This is a genomic window from Achromobacter sp. GW823-FHT04E03, from assembly GCF_058796095.1.
This window is the reverse complement of sequence record NZ_JBXAIJ010000006.1, coordinates 29,136-51,233: the sequence shown is the minus strand read 5'-3', so window position 1 is coordinate 51,233 and position 22,098 is coordinate 29,136. Positions and strand designations below refer to the sequence as shown.

Genomic DNA, 22,098 nt, shown 5'->3' with positions numbered 1-22,098 from the left:
ATGGAGCCTGAAAATGGATAAAGCAGATATCTCCTGGTTGCTCGTCTCTACCCTGCTTGTATTGATGATGGCCGTACCCGGTCTGGCGATGTTCTATGGCGGCCTGGTACGCAGCAAGAACGTGCTGTCCGTGTTGCTGCAAGTGCTGTGCACGTTCGTGCTGGGCCTGGTGCTCTGGTTCATCTACGGATATTCCCTTGCCTTCACCGAGGGCAACGCTTTCTTCGGCGGCCTGTCGCGCGCCTTCTTCTCCGGCATGTTCACCCCGTCCGACGGCAAGTACGCCATGTCGAACTCGCTGACCGAACTGCTGTTCGCCTCATTCCAGGCCACGTTCGCCGGCATCACCTGCGCGCTGATCGTGGGCAGCTTCGCCGAACGCGCCCGCTTCTCGGCGGTGCTGGTGTTCACGGTGATCTGGTTCACCTTCGCCTATGTGCCGATCGCACACATGGTCTGGTTCGCGTCCGAAACGGCGCCGGGCCTGCTGAATGCGAAGGGCGCGCTGGACTTTGCCGGCGGCACCGTGGTGCACATCAACGCTGGCGTGGCTGGCCTGGTGGGCGCCTACGTGGTGGGCAAGCGCGTAGGCTACGGCCGCGAAGCCATGCAGCCGCACAACCTGCCGATGACCTTCGTGGGTGCGGCGCTGCTGTGGGTGGGCTGGTTCGGGTTCAATGCAGGCTCCGCCTTGGCCGCCAATGAAAACGCCACGCTGGCCTTCTTCAACACCATGATCGCGACCGCCGGCGCCGTGCTGTCCTGGCTGTTCACCGAATGGGCCGTAAAGGGCAAGCCCTCGATGCTGGGCGCCGCCTCGGGCGCCGTCGCAGGCCTGGTCGGCATCACCCCGGCCGCCGGCCTGGTGGGCCCCGTGGGCGCGCTGGTCATCGGCGTCATCGCCGGCATCGTCTGCGTCTGGGGCGTGAACGGCCTGAAGCGCCTGCTGCGCGCCGACGACGCGCTGGACGTGTTCGGCGTACATGGCGTGGGCGGCATCGTTGGCGCCCTGTTGACTGGCGTGTTCAATGCGCAGATCCTCGGCGGCCCCGGCCTGGCCGAGCCCGGCATGATCGGCCATCAACTGTGGGTCCAGCTGGAAGGCGTACTGCTGACCATCGTCTGGTCCGGCGTGGTGGCATGGATCGCCTACAAGATCGCCAACGCCCTGTGCGGCATGCGCGTGCCGGAAGATCAGGAGCGCGAAGGCCTGGACGTCACCAGCCACGGCGAATCGGCGTACCACAGCTAAACCTGGAACCCCTCCCCACCGGATGGCATAGGTGGGCGGGGATAAAAAAAGGCGCCGGGGCATTCTGCCCCGGCGCCTTTTTTGATGCAGCGGCGAACCGCCTCAGGCCAGGTCCAGCGTGTCCAGATCCACCGGCAAGGCGCGGTTCAGGGCGCTGGCCACCTTCACGCGCAAAGCGTTGGAGTGCGCGCGCCGGACCTCGCGCTTGACGTCCAGCAGTTGCTGAGGGTGCATGGAGAACTCGGTCAGGCCCAGGCCCAGCAGCAGCCGGGTCATGCGCGAATCCCCCGCCATCTCGCCGCACACGGCAACCGGCTTGCCGGCACGCTCACCTGCATTGATGGTGTGCGCGACCAGGCGCAACACCGCGGGATGCAGCGGATCGTACAGGGACGCCACGTCGTGGTCGCCACGATCGATCGCCAACGTGTACTGGATCAGGTCGTTGGTGCCGATGGACAGGAAGTCCAGCGCCTGCGCAAAGGGTTCGATGGCGATGGCGATGGCGGGCACCTCGACCATGGCGCCCACTTCCATGTGGGGCGCATAGGCCTGGCCGCGCGCGTCCAGTTCGCGCCGCGCCGATTCGATGGCCGCCTTGGTCGCCACCACCTCGTGCATGTGCGCAATCATCGGTATCAGCAGGCGCACGGGCCCGTGCGCCGAGGCCCGCAGGATGGCGCGCAGCTGTGTTGCGAACATCTCCGGGCGCGCCAGGCAATAGCGGATGGCGCGCTGGCCGAGCGCGGGATTGGTGGCCACCGTGGCCTCGCCATCCAGCGTCTTGTCCGAGCCGATGTCCAGCGTGCGGATCGTGACGGGCCGGCCGGCCATCACCTTGACCACCGACGAGTAAGCTTCGTACTGTTCTTCTTCGCCCGGCAGGTCCGGACGCCCCATGAAGAGGAATTCGCTGCGGAACAAGCCGATGCCGTGCGCGCCGGAAGCCAATGCCAGCGCCGCTTCGTCCGGCAGTTCGATGTTGGCGTGCAGCACCACATCAATGCCATCCAGCGTGACCGAGGGCTCGTCGCGCAGCAGGCTCAGTTCGGCGCGCTCGTCGGCATAGGCCGATTGGCGGCGGCGGTATTCCTCGAGAATGCGGCTGGACGGATTGACGATCACCGCGCCGGCTGCGCCGTCGATGATCAGCATGTCGCCGTCGCGGACCAGTTCCCGCACGTTGCCCATGGCGACCACCGCTGGCACGGCCATGCTGCGCGCCACGATGGCGGTATGCGAAGTGGGACCGCCCAGGTCCGTCACGAAGGCGGCAAAGCGGCCGCCCCGCAGGCGCAGCATGTCGGCGGGCGAAATATCGTGGGCCACGACCACCAACGCGTCGTCGCCGCCCATGTGGGACATGTCGGGCAGGATGGCCGAGGTGCCAGCCAGCACATGCAATACCCGTTCGATGACCTGGCGCACGTCGGCCCCGCGCTCGCGCAGGTACTCGTCTTCCATGGCGTCGAACTGCTGGCCCAGGATCTGCCCCTGCGTCGTCAGCGCCCATTCGGCGTTGTAGTGGCGTTCGGCAATCAGCGCCAGGGTCTGCTCGGCCAGCAGCGGGTCGCCCAATAGCAGGCTGTGCACGTTGAGCATGGCGCCGAGCTCGCGCGGCGCGTCGGCCGGCAAGGTATCGGCCAGCTGCAGCAGTTCCTGCTGCGCCGAAGCCAGGGCATCGGTGAGCCGGCTGCTTTCGGCAGGCACGTCCTCGGGCGAGATGCGGTAGTGCGCGACCTCCAGCGCCGCCGCACCCATGACGACCGCGCGGCCGATGGCGTATCCCTTGGCCACGCCTTTGCCGTACAGACACACAACGGGGCTGGCAGAACCAGCCCCGTTGTTGGGTGCGTCATTGAGGGTCGTAGACGAGCCGGCCTGGGCAACGCTCAGGCCGGCCGATTCGGAAGAAATTCTATTCCTGCTCACCGAATTTGCTGTCGAACAATGATTGAATTTCGGAAAGGGCCTGATCGGCGTCATTGCCGGAGGCCTCCAGCTTAACCGTCACGCCCAGCCCGGCCGCCAGCATCATGACGCCCATGATGCTCTTGGCGTTCACGCGCTGCGCGCCGCGCGAGATGAAGATCTCGCTGGAAAACTTGCTGGCTAGCTGCGTCAGCTTGGCAGCCGCCCGGGCATGCAGGCCCAGTTTATTGCTGATGACGATGTCTGTATTAGGCATAGGAAATATTATGGCTGCGGCATGAGGCCGCAGTGTTGATCACAGCAAACCGTCGAACCGTCAATCGGCCTGAATGGATAGCCGACATAATAGGGCAAACTTCCGCCCGTCAGTCTACACGTAAGACGCCCTGAAGCCCGCCGGCCAGCGCCTTCTCGCGGGTTTCGGCCAAGGGCAGATTGCGATAGGTCAGGGCCCGCAGCAGCATCGGGGTATTCAATCCGGCCAGCACGCAGCACTGGATGCCCTGGGCCTGGGCATCGGAGACGGCGCGCTTGGCGATATTGGCGGGCGTGGCGCCGATCAGATCGGTCAGCACCAGCACGCCCGCGCCATGTTCCTGCTCCAGGATGTCCTTCAGGACTTGCGGCGCCAGGTCGTCCGGCCGGTCTTCAGGCTGGATGTCGTGTATGGCCAGCATGCCGTCCAGGTTGCCCATGACGTGGCTGGCGCAATCGCGTATCGCCGCGCCCAGGGGCGCGTGCACGACGATGACTATACCGGTGGTCATGACAGGGATCCTGGCGGGTCAAGCGGCAGCGGCAGGGGTCGCCACGGCCTTTTCCAGCGCCTGGACGAACATGCCGGCGACGTCGAAACCGGTTTGCTCCGCGATTTCCACAAAACAGGTGGGGCTGGTGACGTTGACTTCAGTGACGTAATCGCCAATGACGTCCAGGCCGACCAGCAGCAGACCGCGGGCGGCTAGCTTGGGAGCCACGGCCTCGGCGATCTCGCGGTCGCGCGGGGAAAGTTCCTGGGCCACGCCGCGGCCGCCGGCCGCCAGGTTGCCGCGGGTTTCACCGGCCAGCGGAATACGGGCCAGGGAGTACGGCACCGGCACCCCGCCGATCAGCAGGATGCGCTTGTCGCCCTTGACGATGTCGGGAATGTAGCGCTGCGCCATGATGGTTCGCGCGCCATTGTCCGTCAGCGTTTCCAGGATGGCGTTGAGGTTGGGATCCTTGGGCTGCAGCCGGAACACGCCCGTGCCGCCCATGCCGTCCAGCGGTTTGACGATGACATCGTGATGCTCGTCGTGGAACGCCTTCAGGCGGGCCATGCTGCGGGTCACCAGCGTGGGCGCGGTGAACTCGCTGATTTCGGTGATGGCCAGCTTTTCGGGATGGTTGCGGATCGCCGCGCCGCTGTTGAACACGCGGGCGCCTTGCGCCTCGGCATATTCGAGCAGGTGCGTGGAATAGACGTATTCCATGTCGAACGGCGGATCCTTGCGCATGACCACCGCGCCGAATTCCGCCAGCGGCAGATCCCGGGCGGCAGACTCGCGCCACCAGTCTTGGCCGTGCAGATCGGCGTCCGCGACCAGTTCGATGGGGGTGGCCGCGGTCTTGACCGTGCCCGCCTCGATATAGAGATCGCCCTGCATGGCCACGCTTAGCGTATGGCCGCGCGCCACCAGGGCGCGCATCATGGCGACAGAGCTGTCCTTGTACGCCTTGAGCAGCGGCAAGGGATCCAAAACGAACAATACATGCATCGCGACACCCTGAACGGACACCGCCTTCCCTCGCGGGAAGGCGGCTTTATGACATCGTAGCGCAGAGCCGCCCAATTAGCGAACCCGCCGGCGCCATGGCAGGCGGCAGATCGCACAGGCGGCGTAGCCTCCCTGGGGAGACTACGGCAGGAGCTCAGGCAGCCGACTCAGGCTTGCCCGCAGGCACGGCCTTTTTCTTCGGCGCCAGCACCATGACCATCTGACGGCCTTCGAGCTTCGGCATGGCTTCGACCTGGGCAAGTTCCAGCAGATCGTCGCGCACACGTTCAAGCACCCGCATACCGAGTTCCTGGTGGGCCATTTCGCGGCCACGGAAACGCAGCGTCACCTTGGCCTTGTCGCCTTCTTCGAGGAAGCGGCGCAGATTGCGCAGCTTGACCTGGTAGTCGCCCTCGTCGGTGGCCGGACGGAATTTGACTTCCTTGACCTGGATGACCTTCTGCTTGGAACGAGCTTCAGCTTGGCGCTTCTGCTCCTGGTACTTGAATTTGCCGTAGTCCATCAAACGGCAGACCGGCGGTTCGGCGTTCGGCGCGATTTCCACCAGATCCACGTCGCTTTGCTCGGAAAGACGGAAGGCGTCGGCAATCTTGACGATGCCGAGCTGTTCTCCGTCCAGACCTATCAGGCGCACCTCGGGGACGCGGATTTCACCGTTGATGCGATTGGCTTTTTCAGTGGCGATGTTGAAAGCTCCTAGAAATGTTAAGCAGCGCTGCTATCAGGATGAACGACGTCGCGACGGGTGGAAACGTCCTCGGACAAGCGCGCGACGAATTCGTCGTATGCGATGGCTCCGAGGTCCAATCCGCCCAGTCCGCGTACGGCAACGGTGCCGTTTTGCTTTTCCTTGTCGCCGACGACGAGGATGTACGGCACCTTTTGCAGGCTGTGCTCCCGAATTTTACGAGTGATTTTTTCACCGCGCAAATCGGACTCTACTCTAAAGCCTTGTTTTTTCAGGCTTTGCGTGATTTCAGCCGCATAATCGGCCGAAGGTTCGGAAATGCAGCATACGACGGCCTGCACCGGGGCCAGCCAGGGAGGCATGGCGCCGGCGTGGTTTTCGATCAGCATGCCGATGAAACGCTCCAGCGAACCGAGGATCGCGCGGTGCAGCATGACCGGCGGGCGGCGCTGGTCGTTCTGGTCCACGTACTCGGCGCCCAGGCGCACGGGCATGGAGAAGTCGACCTGGATCGTGCCGCACTGCCAGTGGCGGCCGATGGCGTCCTTCAGGGTGTATTCCACCTTGGGGCCATAGAACGCACCCTCTCCCGGCGAAATCTCGAATTCGCAACCCGTGCGGCGCAGGCTCTCCATCAGGGCGGCTTCGGCCGTATCCCAGACTTCGTCCGTGCCGATGCGCTTTTCAGGACGCGTGGCGACCTTGTACAGCACTTCCGTGAAGCCGAAGTCGCGGTAGACCTTCTGCAGCAGCGCCGTAAAGTCGGCGCACTCGTCCTGCAGCTGTTCTTCGGTACAGAAGATGTGGCCGTCGTCCTGCGTGAAGCCGCGCACGCGCATCATGCCGTGCAGCGAGCCCGAAGGCTCGTTGCGGTGGCACTGGCCGAATTCGCCGTAGCGCAGCGGCAATTCGCGGTAGGAATGCAGGCCGGCGTTGAAGATCTGCACGTGGCCGGGGCAGTTCATCGGCTTCAGGCCGTAAACGCGGTTCTCGGACTCCGTCGTGAACATGTTTTCACGGTAGTTGTCCCAGTGGCCCGTCTTCTTCCAGAGCGAAATATCGAGGATCTGCGGCGCCTTCACTTCCTGGTAGCCGTTGTCGCGGTAGACGGAGCGCATGTATTGCTCCACCTGCTGCCACAGCGCCCAGCCCTTGGGGTGCCAGAAAATCAGACCAGGGGCCTCGTCCTGGAAGTGGAACAGGTCCAATTCGCGGCCGATCTTGCGGTGGTCGCGGCGCTCGGCCTCTTCCAGCATGTGCAGGTAGGCTTCCTGTTCTTCCTTGGTTGCCCAGGCCGTGCCGTAGATGCGCTGGAGCATCTCGTTCTTGCTGTCGCCGCGCCAGTAGGCGCCGGCAACCTTCATGAGCTTGAAGACCTTCAGCTTGCCCGTGGACGGCACGTGGGGGCCGCGGCACAGGTCGATGAAGTCGCCTTCGCGGTACAGGCTGAGCGGCTCGTTCGACGGAATCGAGGCGATGATCTCGGCCTTGTACTTTTCGCCGATGCTCTTGAAGAATTCGACGGCGTCGTCGCGCGACCATTCCTCGCGCGTGACGACCTCGTCCTTCTTGGCGAGTTCGGCCATCTTTTTCTCGATGGCGGCCAGGTCTTCGGGCGTGAACGGGCGCTTGTACGAGAAGTCGTAGTAGAAGCCGTTGTCGATCACCGGACCGATGGTGACCTGCGCATCCGGAAACAGCTCCTTGACGGCATAGGCCAGCAAGTGCGCCGTCGAGTGGCGGATCAGATCCAGGCCGTCGGCGTCCTTGGCGGTGACGATGGCCAGGCGCGCGTCGCCCTCGATGCGGAAGCTGGTGTCGACCAGCCTGGAGTCCGAGCCCTCAAACGTCACGCGGCCGCCCAAGGCGGCCTTCGCCAGGCCCGTACCGATCGATTGCGCCACTTCGGCAACCGTTACCGGCCCCGGATATTGGCGCTGCGAACCATCGGGCAATGTGATCTGTACCATCGGGAGTGCTTCCTGGGGGGTTCTGGGAACTAAACAAACAAATTACGGAAACGAAAAACGCGGCCTGAGAGCCGCGTTCCTTGGATTGTCTTGCTGAGTCCTACCGCTGACCTGACACGGTGAAACCCGACGCACGAAAACTTAACGCGACATAGGGCGAAAGTTCCGGGTCGTAGTTCGTGCCAGCGGGAAAAACATGGTGTCTGGACCTAATGATGCTCGCCGCAGCGGCAGGGATCAAAAACAGCAAACAATGCACTGCGCAACAGAAGCTGTGCTTATCGTCGACGATTGTATCACTATTTACGCCTTTTCCGTGGCTAAAGCGCCACAGCGCGCCCTGGAGCGCGTGCGAGGTGCGCCCGGCGGCGCCATAACTCAAAAACTCATCTGCCGTCGCGGCCTAAATCCCGGCTGTTGCACGCGTGCTTCTCGCATATATGACAGGTCGACGGTGCAACAGTCTGATATTGGCGCGATTCATCTCCCGCGGGCCATGCGAAAACGTAATCTGCCTTCGCAAATTCAGGACACCCGCGACCTGCGCAATCGACCGCCGGCGTTCCCCCATCCTGCATGTGGAGCATCGATGAAAACTGTCTCAGCGCTCACCCTCAAAGCGCCCCCGCACATCAACCCCGAGCCCGCCGAAAGCGGCGACCGCCCGGGCACGCGCCGGCACCTGCTCCTGTCCCGGCCGCCGCCTCTCATCAAGGTGGCGATCCTGGACGACCACCCCGTGGTTGCCGTGGGCGTGGGCGCCTACCTGGAGAGCCGGCCGGGCTTCCGGGTGGTGCACCGGGAGACCTCGGCACGGTCCCTCCTGGAGAAACTTACCCACTCACCCTGCGAAGTCGCCCTGGTCGATTTCTACCTGCCCCTGGAACCCTGGGACGGCGTGAACTATCTGCGGCGCCTGCGCCGCTACCACCCCGGGATGGCGCTCATCACCTTTTCGGCGGGCAGCCGCCAGGAAACCCAGTACGCGGCGTTCCGCGCAGGCGCGAATGGCTATTTCGCCAAGGAATGCGGCATGGTGCTACTGCCGGAGATGATCCGCGGCGTATTGGCGGGCAAGGAAGAGTTCCTCACGGTGCAGGACGGCAAGATCCGGCCGCAGCAGCCGACGCATCCTCACGCGGCATTGACGACTTCGGAAGTGGAGATACTGCGCCACATCAGCCTAGGGCTGTCCGTCACGCAGATCTCGGCGCGGCTGATGCGCAGCAAGAAAACGATCAGCACCCACAAGCGCCGCGCCATGCGCAAGCTGCAGTTGTCCGACGATTTGTCGCTGGCGCTTTATCTGCGGGAGAAATTCGCTGAATGAGCGCCGCCGGGCTCTGCGCGACGCCGCGGCTCAGATGATCCGCGAGTAGCTGGCCGCGGTGCCCGGCGCCCGCAGGTAGCCGTCGAACGCCATGGCGACGGCTCGCACGAAGTACCAGCCCAGGCCGGTCACCTGCAGTTCGCCGGGGTGCAGGTTGACCAGGCCCAGCTCGGCCAGATTCGCCATCTGCAGCAGTTCCGGGCCAAAGCTGTCGGCGAACCGCAATCCGTGGCGCGCCTCTATCCGGCTGTAGTCCACGCGGCCCTGGCACATGATGTCCATGATGATCTCGCGGCGAACCAGATCATCCGTGCTCAGCGCCAACCCTCTTTCGACGGCGAAGCGCCCTGCTTCGATTGCCGCGTAATACTCGTCCAGGACTTTGGCGTTCTGGCTGTAGGTATTGCCGATGCGGCCGATCGCGGACACGCCCAGCGCGACCAGGTCGCGGTCGGGCTGCGTGCTGTAGCCCTGGAAGTTGCGGTGCAGCTCCCCCTTGCGCTTGGCGATCGCCAGCGCATCGGTTTCCAGCGCGAAATGGTCCATGCCGATATAGGCGTAGCCCTGCTTCAGAAAACCATCGATGGCGGCGCTGAGCAGCCCCACCCGCGTCTCCCTGTCGGGCAGGTCGGCCTCGTTGATGCGGCGCTGCGGCTTGAAGCGCGCGGGCAGGTGGGCGTAGGCATACAGCGCGATGCGGTCGGGCCGCAGCGCGATGACCTGAGCGATCGTGCGGGCAAAGGACTCCGTGGTCTGCAGCGGCAGGCCATAGATGAGATCCACGTTGACCGAGGCATAGCCCAACGCCCGGGAGCTCTGCATCAGCGCCCGCACGTCCTCGAACGACTGCATGCGATGCACCGCGGCCTGCACCCGGGGATCGAAATCCTGCACGCCGAAACTCAGGCGGTTAAAGCCCAGTTCGCGCATATGGGCCAGGCGGTCGGGCGTGGCGGTGCGCGGATCTACCTCGATCGAGATTTCCGCGTCGGGTTCGAAGCGGAAGGCGCGTCGCAGGTTCTCCATCAGACGCGACAATTCCTCGTCGGACAAAAAGGTCGGCGTGCCGCCTCCGAAATGCAACTGCGATACCGGTACGCCCTCGCCCAGTTCGCGCACATGCAGCTCGATCTCGGCCGCCAGGGCGTCCAGATAGCGGGCGGCGCGGTCGTGGTGGCGAGTCACCACCTTGTTACAGGCGCAGTAATAACAGACCGATTCACAGAACGGGATGTGCACGTAGAGCGACAAAGGCTCGGCCGGCGCCGTCGCGCGGCGCTGCTGCAGCGCCTGCCGGTACTCCTGCTCGCCGAAGCCGCCGTGATACCGGTCAGCCGTGGGATACGAGGTATAGCGGGGCCCGTTCTTGTCCAGCCGCGCCAGCAATTGCGGCGGGAACAATGGGCTGGCGGCGGAGGGCTCGCGGGATTCTGTCTGTGACGGGCGTAGGGCGGCTTGCATACCTGGAATTATTCGCCTGTGCCGGCCAGTCCGGGTTGATCTTGCGCAAACGCCAGCGTGTTGCCCCCCCGCCAGTCCACCTGCCCACCTAGAGAACACCCCGCGGCGCTGGCGGCCTCGCCCCCGTAAAATGCGCCTGTCACAAAGATGCACAACAAGGAAACCATCATGGGCACTGAACTGGACGGCCGCCTGCTCGCCATGCGCCAGGCGCTGGCGATCGCCATCGCCCTCTCTACCCGCAGCAGCCCCGAGGCCACCGACATGGCGCTGGAACTGCTTAATGACCTGAAGGCAAGCATGGACAACGCTCCTTCGGACAGCCCGTTCGAGAAGCCGGAATGGGTAGCGGGCGCGCACGACGAACTGGACGGCATCGCGCGCCTGGTGCGCGCCTTCACGCAGACGCCTGAACCGGACGACGAGGCGCAATAGCCTGCCCCTAGGGGCGAGGCACGCCAGACGCCGTGCCGCAAAGCCGGGAAGACGGCGTCACACGCCAGTGCAGCCCAGGAAAGTCCTTTCCAACGGCGACAAACCCCGCTCCGGGCGTTCTCGGTTCCAGCTCCAGCTCCAATGCGCCGCAAGCCTCGGCCACGTCTTTCGGCACCCAGGGACTGAAACGGAGCTGTCCGTCTATCAGCACCAGCGGCTGTTCCGGCAGCCTCAGGGCCAGCGCGCCGGCCTCGGCCGGCGGCCCCGATATCACCCTGACCGGCCCGCCAAGCGCCGCTTTGGCGGGTTCGTGCACAGCCAGGGCCAGCGCCCGGGAATCGAAATAGCGCCAATCCGACGCCTTGCGCGCAAGCCCCGCCCCGCCCGGCGACGTCAGCCCGACCCGGACCATCAACAGCGCCTGGACCAATGCGAATACCGCCACGGCATCGCGCGGCCGCACGCGCTCCCAGACGCCGCCACGCAGCAGTTCCATCATCGCCGGCGCCATGAACAGCAGATAAGGCGTGCCCCAGTGCAGTTGCACATGGGAACCGCTGGCAAGCGTCATGATGCTGACGAACACCAAGGGCGTAAAACCGAACGACAGCAGGATGGCGCGGCCCGCATCGCGCGGCGGCGCTTCTGCCGTCACAGCAGCCACCGCGGCGCGGCGGCGCGCCAACCAGCACAAGACGCCCAGGAACACCCACGCAGGCAGCGCGCGGTTCAGCATCTGATCGCCCCACCACCGCGCCACTTCCGCCGCGCGCTGAACCCAAGGCAGGCCGGCGGCCAGCGATGAAGTCATCGCGTAGTTCAGGGGTTCGAAGCCGTTGTACGCCAGCCACCAGAGATGCGGCGCGAAGACCGCCAGCGCGGTCAACCCCGCAACCTGCAGCCCGAACCGGTGCATGGAGTCGCGCCAGCCGCGCTGGCTCAGCCAGAAGACCAGCACGGCGGCGCCCGTCACCGCGCTTTGGTACTTGGACAGAGCCCCCAGGCCCAGGCACGCGCCCAGCACGATCCACCAACCGATCCGGCGCGTGGTCCAGGCTTTCCAGCACGCGACGGCGCAGCCCACCGCCAGGGGAATCAGCACGATCTCGTGGTTGTAGAAATGCAGACGGCCGTTGTAGAAGGTGATGCACAGGCCGGCCAGCAACGCCGCCCGCGCATGGCCGCTGCCGCGCATGCCCCGCAGCCAGCGCCACAACAACGCGAAGGCGCCCAGGGTGCAGAGCGCACCGACGATGTAGCTCGTCCACGCCGACCAGCCCAGCAATTGCACCGCTGGCCACAGCAGCCAGGTCGGCAGAGGCGGATGCTTGTAATAGCCCCATTCCAGGCTGCGCACCCAGGTCAGTTGCTCGATATTGTCAGTCGGCGGCGCGAGGGCCGCCTTGTCCAGCAGCGTCAACCACGCCAGGGCGAAGACCGCCATGCCCAAGCCTATCCACCAGCCCTCGGGCCGGAACGCCCGCTTCGTCACTTCCTGCACGTCCTACCCCTTCCAGCCGCCGCAGCGCGCTGCCTTGCCACATGCCCGGTATCGGGCGCAACGGAGTATGGGATGGTGTCCGCCCGCAACAGCGGGGCTTCTGTGCGGGATTTGTCTGGAAACTGTAAAGCGCCCGCGACATTCCTAGCTGGCCTGACCACTTCAAAGAAAGAGGTGGAATCCCTGTGATCGTTTTCCCTTGAAATGGAAAATTTCCCTTCTTATTCAAGGATGAGATGCCTATATTTGGTGGCCTGACCACTTGGCTCTCCGTTCCCGCCCCTATCGTCGATGAACACCTTCCAAGCTGCCGCCGTCACCCGCCTGTACCGAGTCATCGCCGACCAGATCGCCGGCCGGATCCGGGCAGGGGAATTCCCCCGCGGCGGGCGCCTGCCTTCTGAGCGGGAGCTGGCCGAACAGCTGCAGGTCAGCCGCGCGTCTATCCGCGAGGCACTGATCGCGCTGGAAATAGAAGGCTATGTCGAGGTGCGCGTGGGCACCGGGGTGTTCGTCACTGCCATCCGGGAAGCCGCCGCTCCCGCGTACGCCGCGCCAGGACAGGACGGCATCGGCCCGTTCGACCTGCTGGAAGCGCGCATGCTGATCGAACCCGAGTGCGCGGGCATGGCCGCGCAGCATGGGTCGCCCGCCCAGATTGCCGCCATCCGCGACGCCCACGAGGGCATGTCGCTGGGCAACTCGCCCGGCCGCCACGACCGCGAATTCCACAACGCCATTGCCGCGGCTTGCGGCAACGCCGCAGTAGCGGCCTCGGTGGCCCATCTGTGGGAATTGACGCAGGCCAGCCCCGTGTACAGCCGCATGGAGGATTACTTCGTCGACACCAAGGTCTGGGCCATCGCCCATGCCGAACACCAGCGCATCCTGACGGCCATACAGGCGCGCGATCCGATCCGCGCGCGCCATGCCATGCATGCGCATCTGCTAGGCATCCTGGCCCGCCTGCGGGAAGACTTTGGCGACGAGAACGGCGCTCCGCAATGGTGCGCGGCACGCTGAAGAGCACCTGTACGAAGCATTGTTGTAGCGGCTCCACCCGTAGTACCCCTGAAAACACAGGTGGCATGAGGTTTGCTTGCCAGTGCACGGCATCCGCGACGCGGACACCTGTCAGACCCTTTCCAGCCCGGAGGCTCGCAGTGAAATCGAAGAAATGGTTCTCCCTAAGCATCGGCGCACTGGTCCTCGCGGCCGCGCTGCCCGCCACGCAAGCCCTGGCGCAGACCAAGGGCGGCACGCTGAACATGATCGTCCAGCCCGAACCGCCGGTGATCGTCACCGCCATCAATCAGCAGGGGCCCACGCAGTTCGTCGCCGGCAAGATCTACGAGAGCCTGCTGACCTACTCCACCGATCTGAAGCCCCAGCCCGGCCTGGCCAAGTCGTGGGACGCCTCGCCCGACGGCCTGTCCTACACCTTCCACCTGCAGGACAACGTCAAGTGGCATGACGGCAAGCCCTTCACGTCCGAGGACGTGGTGTTCTCGCTGGCGGACATGCTGCCCAAGACCCATGCGCGCGCCCGCGTGATCCTGAACAAGTTCGTGGAATCGGTGCAGGCGCCGGACGCGAAGACGGTCGTCGTCAAACTGAAGACGCCCTTCCCGGCCTTCATGCTGATGTTCGAACCGGGCTTTGCGCCCATGATGCCCAAGCACATCTATGCCGGCACCGACTACATGACCAATCCCGCCAACCAGAAGCCGGTCGGCACGGGCCCGTTCATGTTCAAGGAATGGAAACGCGGCGAATACATCAAGCTGACCCGCAACCCCGACTACTGGAAGCCCGGCAAGCCCTATCTGGATGAACTGGTGTTCAACGTCATCCCCGACTCGGCCTCGCGCGCGGTGGCTTTCGAGCGCGGCAGCGTGGACGTGCTGCGCGGCGGCGACGTGGACAACGTCGACATCAAGCGCCTGCGCGCCCTGCCCAAGGTCGAATACACCACGGCCGGCTGGGAGATGTTCTCGCCCCAGGCCTACCTGATCTTCAACATGCGCAAGCCGCCCTTCGACAACCTGAAGGTGCGCCAGGCCGTGATGGCGGCCATCAACCGCAACATGGTGGTCAACAACATCTTCTTCGGCCTGGGCAAGGTGTCCACCAGCCCCTTCGTCACCACCGAGATGTTCTATGACAAGAACATGCCGCCGCTGGCGTTCGACATGAAGAAGGCGCGCGCGCTGATCAAGGAATCCGGCATCAAGCCCGAGGATTACACGATCCGCCAGCTGAGCTTCCCCTACGGCTCCACCTGGGACCGCCTGGGCGAATACACCAAGCAGGCGCTGGAGCAGCTGGGCTTCAAGGTCAACCTGGAAGCCACCGACGCCGGCGGCTGGGCCAGCCGCACGGGCAACTGGGACTTCGACATGACGACCACCTTCACCTACCAGTACGGCGATCCCGCGCTGGGCGTGCAGCGGCTGTATGTCTCGTCGAACATCGTCAAGGGTTCGCCCTTCGCCAACGTGCAGGGCTACAGCAATCCGGAGACCGACAAGCAATGGGAGGCGGCCGCTTCCGAGGTGGATCCCGCCAAGCGCCAGGAGCTCTACACCAAGCTGCAGACCACGCTGGTCAATGAGATCGCCAACGGCTTCCTGGTGGACATGGAGTTTCCCACGCTCTACCGCGGCAACGTCAAGAATCTGGTCAAGACCGCCATCGGCCTGAACGAGAGCTTCGACGACGTGTACATCGAAAAGTAAGCGCCGCAGGACGCCGCCGCGGCAGGCTTGCCGCGGCGGCGGATGCCGGCCGGACAACGGCTGCCCCAGGCAGGCCGCGCCCGACCAGAGAGGACCCCGAGCATGAAATTCCTGTCTTTCCTCGTTTCCCGCATCGGCAAGGCCCTGGTGGTCGTGCTGGGCGTGGTGATCATCAATTTCTTCCTGATCCGCCTGGCCCCCGGCGACCCCGCCGCCGTGCTGGCGGGCCAGGCCGGCGCGGGCGACGCCGCCTACGTCGAACAATTGCGCGTGGCCTTCGGCCTGGACAAGCCCATCCTGACCCAGCTGATGCTGTACCTGAAGGGCGTGGTGCAACTGGACCTGGGTTTCTCGTACCGCAACCATGTGCCGGTGCTGGACCTGATCCTGGAACGCCTGCCCGCCACCTTCCTGCTGATGTCCTGCGCCTTCGTGTTCTCCATCGTGCTGGGCGTCTTCCTGGGCGTGGTGGCGGCCAAGGCCCGCTACCGCAACAAGCGCCGCTGGATCGACAGCTCCGTCATGACGGGCGCCCTGGTGCTGTACGCCACGCCGCTGTTCTGGCTGTCGCTGATGGGCATCCTGCTGTTCTCGGTGGTGCTGGGCTGGCTGCCGGCCTTCGGCATGGAGACCGTGGGCGCCAACCTGAAGGGCTGGGCGCGCGCGGGCGACATCGCCCAGCACCTGATCCTGCCCACCGTGACGCTGGGCTGCTTCTTCATGGCGGTCTACGTGCGGCTGACCCGCGCCTCCATGCTGGAAGTGATAGGCATGGATTTCGTCAAGACGGCGCGCGCCAAGGGCGTAAGCCCCGGCCGCGTGATCCGCGCCCACGTGCTGCGCAATGCGCTGCTGCCGGTCATCACCTTCGCCGGCATTCAGCTGGGGCAGATGGCGGGCGGCGCGGTGCTGACCGAAACCGTGTTCGCCTGGCCCGGCATCGGCAGGCTGATGTTCGACGCGCTGCTGCAGCGCGACTACCAGCTGCTGCTGGGCATCTTCCTGGTCACCTCCATCATGGTGGTGGTGTTCAACCTGCTGACCGACGTGCTGTACCGACTCATCGATCCGCGCATCGGCGCGGGCGCGCAGCAAGGAGCCGCCGCATGAAGTCATTTGCCCGGCGCTACATGCGCAACTACGGAGCGGTGGCCGGACTGGCCATCATGCTGGTCGTGATCGTCGTGGCCCTGGCCGCGCCGCTGCTGTATGAAGAATCCCCCTGGATGATGGTGGCGGATCCGCTGATTCCGCCGTTCACCAATGCCGACTACCCCTTCGGCACCGACATGCTGGGCCGCGACATCACGGCCGGGCTGGTCTGGGGTGCCCGGGTCTCGCTGATGGTGGGCCTCTTGTCGACCGCCGTGGCGCTGGTGTTCGGCATCGTGGTCGGCTCGGTGGCGGGTTACTGCGGCGGCCGGGTTGACGACGCGCTGATGCGCTTCACCGAGTTCTTCCAGACCATCCCGCAGCTGGCCATGGCCGTGGTGCTGGTGGCGATCCTGAGTCCATCCGTCTATTCCATCATGGGGGCCATCGCGGTGGTGTCGTGGCCGCCGGCCGCGCGGCTGGTGCGCTCGGAGTTCATGACGCTCAAGCAGCGCGAGTTTGTGCAGGCCGCCATTGTCATCGGGCAGACGCCTGCCCGCATCGTCGGCACGCAGATCCTGCCCAACGCCATGTCGCCCATCATCGTGTCGGCGTCGTTCATGGTCGCCACCGCGATCCTGACGGAATCGTCGCTGTCCTTCCTGGGACTGGGCGACCGCAACCTGATGAGCTGGGGCTTCATGATCGGCGCGGCCCGCACCATGATCCGCGAAGCCTGGTGGATGAGCGTCTGGCCCGGCGTGGCGATCCTGCTGACCGTGCTGGCCATCAACCTGATCGGCGAAGGCCTGAACGATGCCCTCAACCCGCAGCTGCGCAAGCGCGGCGAATAGGAGGACGGCATGAACGCTTCCACTCCTTTGTTATCCATCCAGAACCTGAGCATCGCCCTGCCCAAAGGCGGCGACCGCCCTTATGCCGTGCAGGACGTGTCCTACGACATCCGCGCGGGCGAGATCCTCTGCATCGTCGGCGAATCGGGCTCGGGCAAGTCCATGAGCGCCAACGCCATCATGGGCCTGCTACCCGACTACCTGACGCCGCAGCAGGGCCGCATCCTGTTCCGCGGCCAGGACCTGCTGCGGCAGGACGAAGCCACGCTGCAAGCCATGCGCGGCAAGGACATGGCGATGATCTTCCAGGAGCCCCTGTCGGCGCTCAACCCCCTGATGACGGTAGGCGAGCAGATCAGCGAAGTCATGCGCGTGCATAACGCGTATCCGGGCGCGCAGCGCATGGCCCGCACGCTGGAGCTGCTGGCCTTCGTAGGGCTGCCCGACCCCGCCACGCTTTACCACGTCTACCCATTCCGCCTGTCGGGCGGACAGCGCCAGCGCGTGATGATCGCCATGGCCCTGGCGCTGGAGCCTGCACTCCTGATCGCCGACGAACCGACCACCGCGCTGGACGTCACCACCCAGGCGCAGATCCTGGCGCTGATCGCCCGCATCCAGAAAGAGAAAGGCATGGGCGTGATGTTCGTCACCCATGACTTCGGCGTGGTGGCCGAAATCGCGCACCGGGTCGCCGTGATGGAAAAAGGCGTCCTGGTCGAACAGGGGCCGGCGGACGAAGTGCTGAACCGGCCCCGCCACCCCTACACGCAACGCCTGATCGCGGCCGTGCCGCACCGCCGTGGCGCCGAGCGCGAGTCCGCCCCGCACGACCAGCCCGTGCTGGACGTGCGCGACTTGAAGAAGACCTACGTGGTGGGCCGCGGCTGGCTGGGCGGCAAACGCGAGGTTCACGCGGTCGACGGCGTCAGCTTCAGCGTGCGGCGCGGCGAGACGCTGGGCATCGTGGGCGAATCGGGCTCGGGCAAGTCCACCATCGGCAAATGCCTGCTCAAGCTGGTGGGCATCAACGGCGGGCAGTTGATCTTCAACGGCCAGGACATCGCCGCCATGCCGGAATCGCGCTTCCGGCCGCTGCGCCACGACATCCAGATGATCTTCCAGGATCCGTTCGCCTCGCTCAACCCGCGCCATACCGTAGGCCGCATCATCAGCGACGGCCCCGTCGCCAACGGCGTGCCACGCGCCCAGGCCGAAGCGCGGGTGCGCGAGCTGCTGTCGCTGGTCGGGCTGGACCCGTCGGCCTTCGATCGCTATCCCAACCAGTTTTCGGGCGGACAGCGCCAGCGCATCGGCATCGCGCGCGCGCTGGCGCTGGAGCCCAAGGTGCTGGTGGCCGACGAATCAGTGTCGGCGCTGGACGTCTCGGTTCAGGCGCAAGTACTGCAGCTATTGCACGATTTGCAGCAACGCCTGAAGATCGCACTGGTCTTCATCACCCACGATTTGCGCGTGGCGGCCCAGATCTGCAATTCCGTGCTGGTCATGCATCGCGGCAAGGTGGTCGAGTACGGCTCGCCCGCGCAGATCTTCGACAACCCGCAACACGCCTATACGCGGCAGCTGATCGCCGCGGTCCCCGGCCAGCACTGGGACCCGACCAAGGCGCAAGCGGCCTGAAGCGCACAAGAATATTCATACTTCCAAGGAGAACGCCCCATGCAACGCCCCGCCGCCATACCGACCGTGCAGATCGACAATGACATGGTCACCGTCACCGAATGGCGCTTCCCGCCCGGCGGCGAAACGGGATGGCACCGCCATGGAATGAACTACGTGGTGGTCCCGCAGACCACCGGCCCGCTCTTGCTGGACACGCCCGACGGCGAAATCACCAGCCAGCTCACCACCGGCGTGGCCTACTACCGGCCCGTGGGTGTAGAGCACAACGTGATCAATCCCGGCGACACGGAGTTCGTGTTCGTCGAAATCGAACTCAAGCACGCATAACGCCAGCGAGGGCAGCCATGAAGGCGTTTTTCTCGGAAGAGCAGCTGCTGCATACGCCGCGGCAGTTCATGCGGCTTGGGCGCATCAGCGCGCCCACCGATCTGCCGGCACGGGCGGAAAGCCTGCAAGGCGCGCTGGCCGCGCGCGGCATCCGCGTCCAAGCGCCGGCTGACTACGGCCGCAAGCCGCTGCAGGACATCCACAGCCCGGACTACCTGGACTATCTGGAATCGGCCTATGCGCGCTGGCAGGCCCTGCGCTCGCCTGGCGTGGATCCGGGCCCCGAAGTGCTGCCCAATCTTTCGCCGTACTACAACGGCCGCATCGAACTGGCTGGCCGCGGCCCCTGCCCGTCGCCCTCCATCGTGGCCCAGACCGGCTACTACCTGAGCGATCTATCGTGTCCCATCGGGCCGCAGACCTGGCGCTCGGCGCTGCGCTCCACGCATAGCGCGGTGGCCGCCGCCGACCACGTCGCCAGCGCCGGGGGCATGGCCTATGCCTTGTGCCGGCCCTCGGGCCACCATGCCCACCGCGACCGCGCGGGCGGCTTCTGTTATCTGAACAGCAGCGCGGCCGCGGCCAGCCGGTTGCTTCAGACCTGGTCCAAGGTGGCGGTGCTGGACGTCGACGCCCATCATGGCGATGGCACGCAGAACATTTTTTATCAGCGCGGCGACGTCATGACGGTATCCCTGCACGCCGACCCCGCCGGCTACTACCCCTTCTATACCGGCTATGCGCATGAGCGCGGCTACGGCGCGGGTGAAGGCTGCAACCTGAACCTGCCGCTGCCGCACGGTTCGGGCAACGACTCCTTCCTGCGGGCGCTGGATACGGCGCTCGCCGCCCTGACCGGCTACGCGCCGCAGGCGCTGGTGCTGGCCCTGGGCTTTGACACCTACAAGGACGATCCCATCAGCGTGCTCAAGCTCGACATCGATGCCTACCGCGACATCGGCGCGCGCGTCGCCAGCCTGGGACTGCCCACCGTGATCGTGCAGGAAGGCGGCTACATGGTCGAGGCCATCGGCCCGGCTCTGGACGCGTTCCTGCAGGGCGCGGGCCAGGCGGCAGCCTGAGTCCTCCCGCCCAATGAGCTCCGTTCCCATCGCGTTACCCTCGCCCGCCGCCGCGCGCCAGACGGGCATCCTGCTGTTCTTCGCAGCGTTGGTGGCCTTTGCCACCTTCGATGCGGGGTCCAAGCACATGCTGGCGCGCTATCCCGCGCCCTTCCTGAACATCATGCGCTATTCGGCGGTGGCCGTGCTGGCGGTGGCGCTGTTGTGGCGGCACCGCGGCGGACTGCGTCTGCGCGATGCGCCCGAAAAGCCGCTGTTGATCCTGCGTGGCCTGCTGCTGGCCACGGTCGGTACCTGCTTCATGACGGCGCTGATCTGGATGCCGCTGTCGGAAGCCACCGCCATCTACTTCACCTCGCCTCTGATCATGGTGGCGCTGTCGCCCTGGCTGCTGGGCGAGCGGGTGCGACCCGCCCAGTGGACAGCGGTGGCGGCGGGCTTTGGCGGCATGCTGCTGATCGTGCGGCCGGGCTCCAACCTGCCGTGGCTGGGCACGCTGCTGATGGCGGTGTCCGCGGTCAGTTACGCAGTGTTCCAGGTGCTGACGCGCAGGCTCTCGGGCAAGGTGCCCGGGCCCATCCAGTATGCCTACACGGCCTTCATCTGCCTCGTCGTCACCGGGCTGCCCGCGCCCTTCTTCCTGCCGGATCCGTGGCCGGATCTTGCCGACATGCTTTTCATCGTCGGCTTGGGCGCCTGCAGCGGATTGGCGCAGATCTTTCTGATATCCGCCTTCCAGCGCGTGGCGGCGGCGACCCTGGCGCCCCTGAACTACTTCCAGCTGCTGCTGGCGGTGCTGTTCAGCACCTTTTGGTTCCAGCGCCCGCCCGATGGGCTGGCCCTGGCCGGCATGGGGTTGATCATCGCCTCCGGCGTATTCCTGGCGCTGCGCCGGGGCTGAGGCTTGGCGTTCAGCTGGTTTCGCGCTGCACCAGCTTGAAGCCCAGGTCCACATGGCGCTCGGCGACGGGCTCGCCGGCCAGATGGCGCATCAGCAGGCCCGCGGCCGATACGCCGATCTGGTAGCGCGGCGTGGCGATGGTCGACAGCGGCGGCGTGGTCCAGGCCGTGCCCGCCACGTCGTGGAAGCCGACGATGGCCATGCGTTCCGGCACCGGCACGCCCAGCCTTCCGCACTGGAACACCGCCCCCTGGGCCAGGTCATCGTTGCAAAAGAACAGCGCATCGCAGTCGGGATGACGTTCGCGCAGCGCTTCCAGCAGCGAGGCTCCCAGGCCGATGGATGATTTCTCCGGCGTCATGATTTCCAGCGCCGCGTCATACAGGCCCGCATCCCGCAGCGCCTGGCGGCAGCCTTCGCAGCGGCGCAGCGACCTCGGATCCAGTTGCGCGCCGACGATGCCGATACGGCGGTAGCCCCGCTCCACCAGATGGCGGCCCGCGGCATAGCCGGAATCGAATTGCGAAAAACCCACGCTCATGTGCTCGCCCCCGTCCAGCGTCTCGATCGTGTGCACGGTGGGAATGCGCTGCGTGTCCAGCAGGTCCCATACGCCAGGGTTGTGGTCGATGCCGGTCAGGATCAGGCCGTCGGGCGCGTGCTGCAGGTACTTGCGCAGCAGAGCCTCCTCCTCGTCCAGCGAATAGCCGGTCACGCCGATCAGCATGTGGTAGCCGTGCCGGTCGAGCTCTTCCTTGATCCCCGCGATGATGTCGACGAACACCACGTTGCTCAGCGACGGAATCAGCGCCACGATGGTCTGCGAACGCGCCGACGCCAGCGCGCTGGCCGCATGGTTGGGCACGTAGCCCAGTTCCTGGCACACCCGCGCGATGCGCAGCCGCAGTTCTTCCGCCACCTTGTCCGGCGTGCGCAAGGCGCGCGATACCGTGATCGCGCTCACGCCCACGCGGCGCGCGACATCCTGCATGGTGACGCGGCCGGCGCGTGAACTGCGGGGTTTACGGATGGACATCGGTCCTCGGCATGGGTTGGTGAGCGCGTAGTCTGACGCAAAAAACTGGGGCTTGCCAAACGCAAAATGTTAGCGCT

Annotated in this window: 20 protein-coding genes; 11 read left to right on the top strand and 9 right to left on the bottom strand. The window is 65.4% G+C overall.

Annotated features, from left to right (window positions below; all coding sequences use genetic code 11):
• The first annotated feature begins 13 nt into the window (after positions 1 to 13).
• Positions 14 to 1,252, top strand: a complete 1,239-nt coding sequence (gene amt / locus AC1RHV_RS29070) for an ammonium transporter (protein ID WP_013392915.1) — start codon at positions 14 to 16, stop codon at positions 1,250 to 1,252.
• Between the two features lie 102 nt (positions 1,253 to 1,354).
• On the opposite strand, the gene ptsP is transcribed toward amt, so the two are convergent.
• From ptsP to thrS, 6 genes are all read right to left on the bottom strand, one after another.
• Complete coding sequence (gene ptsP / locus AC1RHV_RS29065; RefSeq protein ID WP_054458308.1) at positions 1,355 to 3,064, bottom strand: phosphoenolpyruvate--protein phosphotransferase; 1,710 nt, start codon at positions 3,062 to 3,064, stop codon at positions 1,355 to 1,357.
• A 106-nt stretch (positions 3,065 to 3,170) separates the two neighbouring features.
• Complete coding sequence (locus tag AC1RHV_RS29060) at positions 3,171 to 3,440, bottom strand: HPr family phosphocarrier protein (protein ID WP_013392913.1); 270 nt, start codon at positions 3,438 to 3,440, stop codon at positions 3,171 to 3,173.
• A gap of 109 nt (positions 3,441 to 3,549) precedes the next feature.
• The gene (locus tag AC1RHV_RS29055) at positions 3,550 to 3,951 is read right to left on the bottom strand and encodes a PTS sugar transporter subunit IIA (protein WP_054458255.1); all 402 of its coding nucleotides are present in this window, start codon (positions 3,949 to 3,951) and stop codon (positions 3,550 to 3,552) included.
• Positions 3,952 to 3,969: 18 nt separating this feature from the next.
• Positions 3,970 to 4,941, bottom strand: a complete 972-nt coding sequence (gshB, locus tag AC1RHV_RS29050; RefSeq protein WP_119451622.1) for a glutathione synthase — start codon at positions 4,939 to 4,941, stop codon at positions 3,970 to 3,972.
• A gap of 154 nt (positions 4,942 to 5,095) precedes the next feature.
• Positions 5,096 to 5,647 carry a translation initiation factor IF-3 gene (gene infC / locus AC1RHV_RS29045; protein ID WP_080551054.1) on the bottom strand — a complete coding sequence of 184 codons (552 nt, stop codon included), beginning with the start codon at positions 5,645 to 5,647 and terminating at the stop codon, positions 5,096 to 5,098.
• Between the two features lie 20 nt (positions 5,648 to 5,667).
• The gene (gene thrS / locus AC1RHV_RS29040; protein WP_054458257.1) at positions 5,668 to 7,620 is read right to left on the bottom strand and encodes a threonine--tRNA ligase; all 1,953 of its coding nucleotides are present in this window, start codon (positions 7,618 to 7,620) and stop codon (positions 5,668 to 5,670) included.
• Positions 7,621 to 8,209: 589 nt separating this feature from the next.
• Here thrS and AC1RHV_RS29035 point away from each other — a divergent pair.
• Positions 8,210 to 8,950, top strand: a complete 741-nt coding sequence (locus AC1RHV_RS29035) for a response regulator transcription factor (RefSeq protein ID WP_054458258.1) — start codon at positions 8,210 to 8,212, stop codon at positions 8,948 to 8,950.
• Between the two features lie 30 nt (positions 8,951 to 8,980).
• On the opposite strand, the gene hemN is transcribed toward AC1RHV_RS29035, so the two are convergent.
• Positions 8,981 to 10,411 carry an oxygen-independent coproporphyrinogen III oxidase gene (gene hemN, locus AC1RHV_RS29030; protein ID WP_492302464.1) on the bottom strand — a complete coding sequence of 477 codons (1,431 nt, stop codon included), beginning with the start codon at positions 10,409 to 10,411 and terminating at the stop codon, positions 8,981 to 8,983.
• A gap of 168 nt (positions 10,412 to 10,579) precedes the next feature.
• On the opposite strand from hemN, the gene AC1RHV_RS29025 reads away from it, so the two are divergent.
• Entirely contained in the window at positions 10,580 to 10,846 is a 267-nt protein-coding gene (locus AC1RHV_RS29025; protein WP_492302462.1) for a hypothetical protein, read from the top strand.
• 7 nt (positions 10,847 to 10,853) lie between these two features.
• Here AC1RHV_RS29025 and AC1RHV_RS29020 read toward each other — a convergent pair whose 3' ends face one another.
• Positions 10,854 to 12,347, bottom strand: coding sequence for a glycosyltransferase family 39 protein (locus AC1RHV_RS29020; protein WP_492302460.1), 1,494 nt, complete (start codon positions 12,345 to 12,347; stop codon positions 10,854 to 10,856).
• Positions 12,348 to 12,638: 291 nt separating this feature from the next.
• Between AC1RHV_RS29020 and AC1RHV_RS29015 the strand changes: the two genes are divergently transcribed.
• The 8 genes from AC1RHV_RS29015 to AC1RHV_RS28980 all read left to right on the top strand — a co-directional run bounded on the left by AC1RHV_RS29015 (position 12,639) and on the right by AC1RHV_RS28980 (position 20,985).
• Positions 12,639 to 13,370, top strand: coding sequence for a FadR/GntR family transcriptional regulator (locus tag AC1RHV_RS29015; protein WP_054458261.1), 732 nt, complete (start codon positions 12,639 to 12,641; stop codon positions 13,368 to 13,370).
• Between the two features lie 140 nt (positions 13,371 to 13,510).
• Complete coding sequence (locus AC1RHV_RS29010) at positions 13,511 to 15,085, top strand: ABC transporter substrate-binding protein (RefSeq protein ID WP_054458262.1); 1,575 nt, start codon at positions 13,511 to 13,513, stop codon at positions 15,083 to 15,085.
• Positions 15,086 to 15,187: 102 nt separating this feature from the next.
• Complete coding sequence (locus AC1RHV_RS29005) at positions 15,188 to 16,195, top strand: ABC transporter permease (protein WP_054458263.1); 1,008 nt, start codon at positions 15,188 to 15,190, stop codon at positions 16,193 to 16,195.
• The gene (locus tag AC1RHV_RS29000) at positions 16,192 to 17,031 is read left to right on the top strand and encodes an ABC transporter permease (RefSeq protein ID WP_059380519.1); all 840 of its coding nucleotides are present in this window, start codon (positions 16,192 to 16,194) and stop codon (positions 17,029 to 17,031) included. Before AC1RHV_RS29005 ends, AC1RHV_RS29000 begins: the two co-directional genes overlap by 4 nt.
• Positions 17,032 to 17,040: 9 nt before the next feature.
• On the top strand, positions 17,041 to 18,672 hold the full coding sequence (locus AC1RHV_RS28995; protein WP_054458264.1) for an ABC transporter ATP-binding protein: 1,632 nt from the start codon (positions 17,041 to 17,043) through the stop codon (positions 18,670 to 18,672).
• 39 nt (positions 18,673 to 18,711) lie between these two features.
• Positions 18,712 to 19,002 carry a cupin domain-containing protein gene (locus tag AC1RHV_RS28990; protein ID WP_054458265.1) on the top strand — a complete coding sequence of 97 codons (291 nt, stop codon included), beginning with the start codon at positions 18,712 to 18,714 and terminating at the stop codon, positions 19,000 to 19,002.
• 17 nt (positions 19,003 to 19,019) lie between these two features.
• Positions 19,020 to 20,084, top strand: coding sequence for a histone deacetylase family protein (locus AC1RHV_RS28985; protein WP_192327055.1), 1,065 nt, complete (start codon positions 19,020 to 19,022; stop codon positions 20,082 to 20,084).
• Between the two features lie 13 nt (positions 20,085 to 20,097).
• Positions 20,098 to 20,985, top strand: coding sequence for a DMT family transporter (locus tag AC1RHV_RS28980; protein ID WP_119451615.1), 888 nt, complete (start codon positions 20,098 to 20,100; stop codon positions 20,983 to 20,985).
• Positions 20,986 to 20,995: 10 nt separating this feature from the next.
• On the opposite strand, the gene gntR is transcribed toward AC1RHV_RS28980, so the two are convergent.
• Entirely contained in the window at positions 20,996 to 22,021 is a 1,026-nt protein-coding gene (gene gntR, locus AC1RHV_RS28975) for an HTH-type transcriptional regulator GntR (RefSeq protein ID WP_054458268.1), read from the bottom strand.
• Positions 22,022 to 22,098: the final 77 nt, after the last annotated feature.

What these genes read in the sequence shown, in the direction of transcription:
- amt (WP_013392915.1), top strand. Translation starts at nt 14, where the DNA reads ATGGATAAAGCAGATATCTCCTGGTTGCTCGTCTCTACCCTGCTTGTA.
- AC1RHV_RS29060 (WP_013392913.1), bottom strand. Translation starts at nt 3,440, where the DNA reads ATGCCTAATACAGACATCGTCATCAGCAATAAACTGGGCCTGCATGCC.
- AC1RHV_RS29055 (WP_054458255.1), bottom strand. Translation starts at nt 3,951, where the DNA reads ATGACCACCGGTATAGTCATCGTCGTGCACGCGCCCCTGGGCGCGGCG.
- gshB (WP_119451622.1), bottom strand. Translation starts at nt 4,941, where the DNA reads ATGCATGTATTGTTCGTTTTGGATCCCTTGCCGCTGCTCAAGGCGTAC.
- thrS (WP_054458257.1), bottom strand. Translation starts at nt 7,620, where the DNA reads ATGGTACAGATCACATTGCCCGATGGTTCGCAGCGCCAATATCCGGGG.
- AC1RHV_RS29035 (WP_054458258.1), top strand. Translation starts at nt 8,210, where the DNA reads ATGAAAACTGTCTCAGCGCTCACCCTCAAAGCGCCCCCGCACATCAAC.
- hemN (WP_492302464.1), bottom strand. Translation starts at nt 10,411, where the DNA reads ATGCAAGCCGCCCTACGCCCGTCACAGACAGAATCCCGCGAGCCCTCC.
- AC1RHV_RS29025 (WP_492302462.1), top strand. Translation starts at nt 10,580, where the DNA reads ATGGGCACTGAACTGGACGGCCGCCTGCTCGCCATGCGCCAGGCGCTG.
- AC1RHV_RS29015 (WP_054458261.1), top strand. Translation starts at nt 12,639, where the DNA reads ATGAACACCTTCCAAGCTGCCGCCGTCACCCGCCTGTACCGAGTCATC.
- AC1RHV_RS29005 (WP_054458263.1), top strand. Translation starts at nt 15,188, where the DNA reads ATGAAATTCCTGTCTTTCCTCGTTTCCCGCATCGGCAAGGCCCTGGTG.
- AC1RHV_RS29000 (WP_059380519.1), top strand. Translation starts at nt 16,192, where the DNA reads ATGAAGTCATTTGCCCGGCGCTACATGCGCAACTACGGAGCGGTGGCC.
- AC1RHV_RS28995 (WP_054458264.1), top strand. Translation starts at nt 17,041, where the DNA reads ATGAACGCTTCCACTCCTTTGTTATCCATCCAGAACCTGAGCATCGCC.
- AC1RHV_RS28990 (WP_054458265.1), top strand. Translation starts at nt 18,712, where the DNA reads ATGCAACGCCCCGCCGCCATACCGACCGTGCAGATCGACAATGACATG.
- AC1RHV_RS28985 (WP_192327055.1), top strand. Translation starts at nt 19,020, where the DNA reads ATGAAGGCGTTTTTCTCGGAAGAGCAGCTGCTGCATACGCCGCGGCAG.
- AC1RHV_RS28980 (WP_119451615.1), top strand. Translation starts at nt 20,098, where the DNA reads ATGAGCTCCGTTCCCATCGCGTTACCCTCGCCCGCCGCCGCGCGCCAG.
- gntR (WP_054458268.1), bottom strand. Translation starts at nt 22,021, where the DNA reads ATGTCCATCCGTAAACCCCGCAGTTCACGCGCCGGCCGCGTCACCATG.